Genomic DNA, 7,317 nt, shown 5'->3' on the forward strand with positions numbered 1-7,317 from the left:
TCCTGTTCGCCCTATCCACATCACTGCTGCTATGAACTTTCTGTTGTCCTTTGCACTCCTTCCACTATCCCCTTTCTTTCCGGGTAAACTCTCCTTTATCCTTTCCCATTGCTTATCTTTTAAGTCGTATAACATCCTTAGCTTCTCTCAAAAATTGTTATTATAACTCCTTTCTTTTTGAATGTCTACACTACCTAGGAGTATACTCGTTAAGAGACTTCAAAAATCCCATTGTCTTGTTATGTTTTTCCTCTGCCTCTTTGATCTTATCAGCAATATTCTTACCCTTTTCTTCTGCTTTTGTTTTTCTCATCTCACTTAGATCTTGATAACTGCTAACAGGATCTCCATCAGATTTGTTTCCACATCCTATTTTTTTTAAATGTCCCATACAAAGAATTAATTCGTAGCTACCCTTGTTATCCTTGCGTGCAGTTCTACCTTTAATTTGCGTCTCTTCTTTTTCATCAAGTGAGAAAAATGTTTGAATAACGTGCACTCCACCTCTATCTTCTACACCGCGGTCATTTGATTTAAAATCAACACCACGACCCATATTTCTTGTTGCCAATGTTACTGTTTTTGCTACCCCTGCTTCATTTATACACCATTCTAATTGTGATTCCTTTTCATTACCTGTTAATGTATTTAGGTGAACAATATTATTTTGATATTCTTGTTTAAATTCATTCATTTTACCTTCGGTATCAAAAAATATTAATACTGCTCGACCTGAGTGAATTTCAGAGTTCATGCGATCAAAAATATTTTTAAGCCAGTCTTCTTCAGAATCTCTGATTGTAAAGTGTTGATCTTCCTGAAAGTCTAACTTATTTCTGCCAAAAAAAGATGGCATACTAGTAGTTTTATGAATTTTATAAGACTTTACTGCTTCTTTCTCAGGATTACTTAACGTAGTTAGAGTACCACTTACTCCTAAAATAACTGGATATTCCCTAGGTAATTTAGCATAAGAAATTGCACCACAATTTACTAAGAGATAGCCGTAATTTCTGTAATTTTTATGGTCATAATCTGCTTCTTTTAACCTAAAGTAATTAAAAACATTATAGTAGCCTGAGTAAGTATTTAAACTATATAGCCCATCATTGCGTCTGTAACTTATGATTCCTTCGTCATTAATTTTATACCTATAACGGTACTCTTCACTTTCCTTTGCAACATTTAACGCATTGTCAATCATCTTTTCAAGATGCCACTCAAAAAAATTGTAACTTGCTGGAGACAGAAGTTGAATGAATTCTTCATCTACTTTATCCCTTGCTAGTAATTTGCCAATAAATTCTTTTAATCGATTCAAAACACTATTTTTTACATGTATATTATTGAAAAAAACTATAGACCATATTTCAGACTGAATTTCAGCAATTGCCGAAATACCTATTGTAGTGCATGGTCTGTAAGTATTACCGTAAAATTCATTAGAAAAAAAGACATCTACCTCATCTACTAACAAGATAGGTCTCTCTTCATTACCAGCTTTTGACTTTTCAACTTGTTCTAAATTACCACAAATCAGCTCATTTACTAATGTTCTAAGGTCCTTTTTTTCGCCATTTATATCAATACTAATAGCATCACTTACCATATCATCAAATGTACTATACGATACCTTGCTTTTTATTCCGAAATCTCTCAATTTTTCAAAAAAAACATCGAAGCTTTTTTGATCCCTACATGCTAGATATTCACTATAACAAACAATTTGAACTTTATATTCCATTAATGCTAGCAGTGATGATAACAGACCTAGTACTATTGACTTTCCCTGTCCTGTTAAGACTTGAGCAAATTGACTGTCAATATTTTCATGTTGCACATCAACACTTAGTAATTTCAGTATACACAATACTTGAATACAGTGCGGTTTTAAAACCTCTTTTGTACATTCAATATCCTTTGACTCCAACTTAGACCATACAGCAGCTAACCCAGCTAAAAGAAGAGGTATAGTATTTTGCTTAAATTCTGGAGTACATTTTTTATCTGTGAGTTCTTCCTTCACATTAGTAATGATACATTTCATATTACTAATGATATCTTTCATATCCGCCTTATTTGTTATATAATTTTGAAACTCCTCTAAATACCTTTCATAGCACAACCTCAATATACCTAGATCGCAATCATAATTGAACCCCCTTTCCCTTAATTTTTCTACTTCATCTTTATATAGATCTAATGCTCTTTCTACACTGATTTCATTTTGTTTTTTTGCATATAAATAGAAATTCTCTATACTGCTCATACGTTTTTTAAAATCCCCGTATGTAATGCTATCTTCTACCGCATTTTCAAAAGGTTTTGTACTGTCGATTAAGAATTGTTCAAAGTCAGCATAGTTAGGTTGTTCCTTGAGATAAATAAAGGAATGACCTATAGCTAGAAGTAACTCACTTGCTACATCAAGACAAACTTTGTCATTCCACTCTCTTTCTGTCAGAAGCTGCTCTATAACGTTTAATAATCTACTAGTAACCTTGATTACATAATGCTCGTATGTAGAAATTATATACAAGTGAAAATTTCCCTCGTAACTTTTGCCTATATGGTTGATAAATTCTTGAGGTCTTAAAACTTCATACGACTTTTGTTTATCATTTACCATTTTCACTATTTCCTGAGTAATTAACTCATTGGTTGAATTTTTAACAAACCATTTAAAATCTACACTCTTAAAATGTTTAAGAAACTCGTTAAATGATCTGAGATAATTGATTAACACTTGAGCAGTGACTTTCTTATTAAGAGATACATCAGCAATTTTAAGTAAACTACTAGAAATATTTTCCATGCGTGCTTTAAAGGGATCAAAAGAAAACTTTTCTGGAATATCTTCAATGCATTGCCTATGCTTCCAATATTCATTATATACCTCTATTAAATTCGTAAAATGATCAATAGATAACTCACTGCCTTCTGAAGTGAATATTCTATTAATAAACTCCAGTTGCTTTGTTAATATCTTTTTATCATCTTTTGATTCTGATCCAATTGCACAAAATATAGGGCTTACTTGTGCTGCTAATTTTATCATGTTATGTGCAGCTACACGAAATAGTTCATAACGATCATCTTCTATTTTATTAATAAATTTAGTATAACTTATCAGGAAAGAATTTAATAATTCTTTAAAATCTTTCTTTGATTGTTTAGAAAATTCATCATTTTGGTATTTACGAATGCTTTCCATTGCATTGTCAATAATATATAACCATACTGACCGTTCTTCAGGTATATCTGATAACTTGTTATTAACAAAAAAGCTACTTATCGATTGCCCCCACCTTCCAAAAAAGGTTTCAGACGTAGCATTTAATAGCTGAAATTCATATTTAAACTTGTTCTTATGATAGTAATGACCAGGCTTGAAGTGCTCCATTAATTTGAAGATAAGGCAGTATTGTCGTTCAAGAGAATAAGTTACATGTGAAGGTTTATTCCACTTTATTGATCCTTCTTCTAACAGATGCCAATTTCCTGCACTATCAATGTTTAATAAATTTTCTTTAGGAATCTCTGCGACGTTGCTAATTTCTGTTATTAACTCTTGAAAACTCTTAAAAAGATGCAGGTAAATAGGATGGGTGAAAGGACCAATACCCTTTAGTGACTTGCTATCTGCTCCTTTTACCTTACTTAATAACGTCTGCCATAATTGTTCTAAATGTTCTGATTGCTCAGCAAAAGTTGTTAAATCTGAAAATAGTTGAATATCCTTATCACTTAAGTAAAGTATTTTTGGGTCAGGTAATTTGTGTATACTCTGAATCATTAAGCTGGAAAGGTAAGCACTGTGACTATAGTGAGGACACTTTCTAAGTAATAATCTTTTATGATGAATAATTTTCTCCCTGCGAATCGATGTCAATTCATTTAGTAAATTTGGCAAATTATGCTGAATACTAAGGTTAAATTTAGGAAATCCCCTATTTCTTTCTAATAATAGTTGTTCTATACTCAGCAATTGTTTAGCATTATTTCTAAGCTCTACTGAGGTACCTGTATTGCTAATCTTGTTCAAGATATGTTTATTCAATTTTGCAATACCCTGATTTGACCCCTTGTACTCTCTTAATACGTCATAGAATTGTAATAAATTTTCTGTACTGATAGAGCTTTGTAAAAATTTTTCTAGAGCTGCATTTCTTTGATCAAGTAGTGTATCTTTCAAGACTTCGATTATTGTAACCTTTTCTAAAAATCCTCTTCTACTATTTAACGGATTTAAAGATCTAGTAAAATTTAACTCCTTTAATTCTCCGAATTTTATTTTTGCAACAAAGCTACCTCTATTAAAGGTAAATAGATTATCTTCACCATATATCCTCATTTCATTTCTACTGTGCATAGAACGAATAAGGTGAATAAATTGACATGAAAAAACCTTAATTAGTTGGGAATTTTCCCACATTCCTTCTATATACTCTTTTTCATCACTGCTAGATAATTTTCCAAATCCTGAAAGTTGTCCTCCTTTTGTATTGCCTTGATAAGTATTACCAAAATAATCAAATTTCGATTGATTAGGAGAGGCAGAACTACTTAAATTACATATCTGAAAAGAAGAAGGATTTGGAATAGATTCTAAATCTGAAAAGTCATTCTCTTCTGCATCATAAAACTCTTCATCAGAGATATTACTGTCGTTAAAATTCAAGCTTTGGCTATTACTATGCACTGTACCCCCTATTAACCTTTAACCCTACACATATAGCGATAAACTAGTTAACGCAAATTTTCTGATATCCCGTATGGCTTTATGTAATAAACACTGCTTCTAAGTTTGTAACACAACAATTAAAGTACTTTGAGCCTGTTTGTTGAGAAACCTAGTTGGCATAAAAAACTTGAATTTTACCGTTAAAATTATTGCTATAATAAAATAATTATAAAGTACCTAAAATATTTTTCAATGCAACAAAAATTTTTATCTTATTATAATATGGGTAAAAAACCTTAGTTTTTAATACTGTAGAATCGGTTACTCCTTCTATAGATTTCAGGTCATCCATTTCCTGTCCTAAAATTCCTCCTATTCCAAAACTATCCATTAGCCTTTCAGCTATAATTTGCGCCTCTTCCCTGTCATGTACTGCACTTAAAAACGTTTCTATCACTTCACGATCAAGTAGCGCTTTTCCGTTGCTTTCTAATGCTCTAAATTCTACTTCTTCTCTACGATTTTTACTTTTATTCTCATTATTCATAAAATACACCTCTTATTAGTTACTATTTATTTTTAATTATTTACTGCTATTTTTTTTTAGCAGTGGTCGTCATAAGGCCATCTATTTTGCTGGAAGTCAAATCAATTTTTTATTTATTTATTTTTTTATCAAAATACTAATGATATTAATCATTGCTAATCTTATTTAAAACTTATCTTATGCTTTCAAATAAAGATTCAATTAGTGCACAGCGTAATTCTTGATCCTTAATTCCTTTATATTTTCTTGCTAGGTTTAATATTTCTTTTCCTTCTTCCTTAAAACACTCTTTTTTATTTGATACAGGAATGAGGTCTATAATACTTACTGATAATGTTTCTGCTATAGCATATAACCTTTCGATTGGAATTCTACGGTTCCCTTTTTCGTATTGCAGTATTACCCAGTATTTTACCCCGATTTTCTCTGCTAAATCTTTTTGGGTATACCCCTTTGCTAATCTACAACTTCTTACTTGTTGTCCTACGTTATAGTTTGCTCTTTCTGCCAATTCGCACACTAATTTCTTCTATTTGAACTGTTGCTTAATCTTGATAATAGCTCCTCCCTTTCCTTTATTACTTGGTTGCTTTTGTCCCCAATCTCTCTCATTTTTCTTTCTCGTTCTTCTATGCTTGATTTCATAACCTCAGCCGAATATTTGCTCTCTCCACTTGCTAGTTCGGATTTTAACCTTCTTACTTTGTATTCCAATTCTGCAAACCTTTCATGTTTTTTTAGTGTCTCTATCATCTGATTTATTTGTGAGCGTAATTCCCCTTCTTCTAAACTTTCTGCTATCTTGCTCAGCAATAACTCATCTATTTTATAATTTTCTCCAGATTGAACTATAAACAGGTTTATCATTGCCCGTACATCTACAGGTTTTGCCGTTAATACACCAACATTACCATATATAAAACGTTTTAAACTTATATTTTTTTCTAGATAATTTTTCATATCCTCTGATAAATTTACCTTTAATTTTTCATATGCTTCAGACAGTAACATCTCTAATTCCTTAAAAAACTCAGTCTCTATATCACCCGACACCAAAACCATTAACAGATGTTTTATTAACTCCCTATCATTTGATTTGATCGCATAATAAATTGCTTTTTCTCTATTCTCTTTTAAATCATACAGTTCTGATGAATTGCTAAGGCTGAATAAATAGTTCTTAGCTCCTCCAGAAACATAGGCAATACTGACTTCTCTTAACGGATGATCATCTTTAAACTTTTCTAGCAACTTACTATCTGTCGTTCCTTCTATTGCAACAGCCATTTTACTCAATTTCTTTAGCTGGTCTATGCCTTCTCTTAGGCGTATTTTTAACTTTCTTCGCTATAAAGATTTTGCTTTTCCTCACCACTCAATAATTCACAATTCTCCTTTAGCTGCTTGGAAGTTTGATATAGAAGTTCTGCTAGCACAATTATTACCTTCATTAAAAACTAGTATATTAAATGCCTACTCCTTGACAAGTTAAAATAGGCTTCATCTTCATACACTGAAATATGTTTTCTTTAGGATGTGATCTTTTATGCTCGTAGGTTCTTGCACCAAAAAGGGGTTCTTAATGGCCATTACAGCTGCTAAGTTCATAGTATTCATTTCTTAGGCTTTTAAGGCGCTTTACAGAGGGATTGATAGAAAGATGTATTTATACGTCTAAAGTATGAAATGCGATTCTAAGGTGATCTCTGGCAGCCATTTTTTTTCATTCAAAACTTAAAAAATAAAGAAGTTGAACATTCCTTCAAAATTTAGTATAATCATTAATGATTTTTAACTTACTTTCTTATGGCTCTTTCTAAATTTCTTGATGCACGCAATGATTATGCTTTTAAGAGAATATTTGGCACCGAGAAAAACAAGGATATTCTAATTCATTTCCTAAACGATATTTTAGGCTTTACTGGCTTAGCTGCTATTCAAGATGTTGAATTTTTAGCTACTATTTTAGACCCTGAAATTGCCGCTAAAAAGCAGAGTATTGTCGATGTTCTTTGTAAGGATTCTCAAGGTTCTAGATATATTATAGAGATGCAGTTCACTAAGACTAAAGGTTTCGAGAAGCGTG

The 7,317-nt window shown here is 31.7% G+C and carries 4 protein-coding genes and 2 pseudogenes; 1 reads left to right on the forward strand and 5 read right to left on the reverse strand.

Annotation, left to right across the window (positions count from 1 at the left end; genetic code table 11):
* The 5 genes and pseudogenes from IC220_RS05595 to IC220_RS05615 form a co-directional block, all read right to left on the reverse strand.
* Nucleotides 1-135 (reverse strand): transposase (locus tag IC220_RS05595; protein ID WP_369408739.1); only part of this gene is annotated, 135 nt, incomplete at its 3' end.
* Between the two features lie 55 nt (nucleotides 136-190).
* Nucleotides 191-4,702 carry a P-loop NTPase family protein gene (locus IC220_RS08110; protein WP_188153528.1) on the reverse strand — a complete coding sequence of 1,504 codons (4,512 nt, stop codon included), beginning with the start codon at nucleotides 4,700-4,702 and terminating at the stop codon, nucleotides 191-193.
* 289 nt (nucleotides 4,703-4,991) lie between these two features.
* A pseudogene (locus IC220_RS05605) lies at nucleotides 4,992-5,231 on the reverse strand (DNA repair protein RadC); the annotation flags it as partial.
* Nucleotides 5,232-5,442: 211 nt separating this feature from the next.
* Nucleotides 5,443-5,742, reverse strand: a pseudogene (locus tag IC220_RS05610) (helix-turn-helix domain-containing protein); the annotation flags it as partial.
* 8 nt (nucleotides 5,743-5,750) lie between these two features.
* Entirely contained in the window at nucleotides 5,751-6,527 is a 777-nt protein-coding gene (locus tag IC220_RS05615; RefSeq protein WP_223158790.1) for a hypothetical protein, read from the reverse strand.
* A 510-nt stretch (nucleotides 6,528-7,037) separates the two neighbouring features.
* Here IC220_RS05615 and IC220_RS05620 point away from each other — a divergent pair.
* Nucleotides 7,038-7,317 (forward strand): Rpn family recombination-promoting nuclease/putative transposase (locus tag IC220_RS05620; RefSeq protein WP_188153529.1); only part of this gene is annotated, 280 nt, incomplete at its 3' end.

The sequence above is a fragment of the Wolbachia endosymbiont of Pentalonia nigronervosa genome, assembly GCF_014534705.1.
Taxonomy (GTDB): Bacteria; Pseudomonadota; Alphaproteobacteria; order Rickettsiales; family Anaplasmataceae; genus Wolbachia.